The following is a 1486-nucleotide window of genomic DNA, read 5'->3' on the forward strand; positions in this document are numbered from 1 at the left end:
TTCAAAGGCTCCCGCCTATCCTGTACAAACTGTACCAAAATTCAATATCAGGCTACAGTAAAGCTCCACGGGGTCTTTCCGTCCTGTCGCGGGTAACCTGCATCTTCACAGGTACTATAATTTCACCGAGTCTCTGGTTGAGACAGTGCCCAAATCGTTACACCTTTCGTGCGGGTCGGAACTTACCCGACAAGGAATTTCGCTACCTTAGGACCGTTATAGTTACGGCCGCCGTTTACTGGGGCTTCAGTTCAGAGCTTCGCTTACGCTAACCCCTCTCCTTAACCTTCCAGCACCGGGCAGGTGTCACCCCCTATACTTCGCCTTACGGCTTCGCAGAGAGCTGTGTTTTTGCTAAACAGTCGCTTGGGCCTATTCACTGCGGCTTTCCGTTAAGAAAGCACCCCTTCTCCCGAAGTTACGGGGTCATTTTGCCGAGTTCCTTAACCAGAGTTCTCTCGCACACCTTAGGATTCTCTCCTCGCCTACCTGTGTCGGTTTGCGGTACAGGCACCTTTTATCTCGCTAGAAGCTTTTCTTGGCAGCGGGGAATCAAAGACTTCGCTCCATAAGGAGCTTCCCCATCACAGCTCAGCCTTCACGATAAGCGGATTTGCCTACTTATCAGCCTAACTGCTTGGACGTGCACAACCAATCGCACGCTTCTTCTATCCTTCTGCGTCCCTCCATTGCTCAAACGATAAAGAGGTGGTACAGGAATATCAACCTGTTGTCCATCGCCTACGCCTGTCGGCCTCGGCTTAGGTCCTGACTAACCCTGAGCGGACGAGCCTTCCTCAGGAAACCTTAGGCATTCGGTGGACGGGATTCTCACCCGTCTTTCGCTACTCATACCGGCATTCTCACTTCTAAGCACTCCACCAGTCCTTACGGTCTGACTTCACTGTCCTTAGAACGCTCCCCTACCACTGATACCATTGGTATCAATCCGCAGCTTCGGTGGTGTATTTAGCCCCGGTACATTTTCGGCGCAGAGTCACTCGACTAGTGAGCTATTACGCACTCTTTAAATGGTGGCTGCTTCTAAGCCAACATCCTAGTTGTCTAAGCAACTCCACATCCTTTTCCACTTAATACACACTTTGGGACCTTAGCTGGCGGTCTGGGCTGTTTCCCTTTTGACTACGGATCTTATCACTCGCAGTCTGACTCCTAAGGATAAGTCATTGGCATTCGGAGTTTGACTGAATTCGGTAATCCGATGAGGACCCCTAGTCCAATCAGTGCTCTACCTCCAAGACTCTTACACTTAAGGCTAGCCCTAAAGCTATTTCGGGGAGAACCAGCTATCTCCAGGTTCGATTGGAATTTCTCCGCTACCCACACCTCATCCCCGCACTTTTCAACGTGCGTGGGTTCGGGCCTCCATTCAGTGTTACCTGAACTTCACCCTGGACATGGGTAGATCACCTGGTTTCGGGTCTACGACCACGTACTAAACGCCCTATTCAGACTCGCTTTCGCT

General features: G+C 51.0%; 1 rRNA gene. It reads right to left on the reverse strand.

Annotated elements, in window-relative coordinates:
- Positions 1-1486 (reverse strand): 23S ribosomal RNA (locus tag ACQVV1_RS29615); the annotation flags it as partial.

Source organism: Bacillus basilensis (assembly GCF_050630465.1).
GTDB lineage: Bacteria > Bacillota > Bacilli > Bacillales > Bacillaceae_G > Bacillus_A > Bacillus_A basilensis.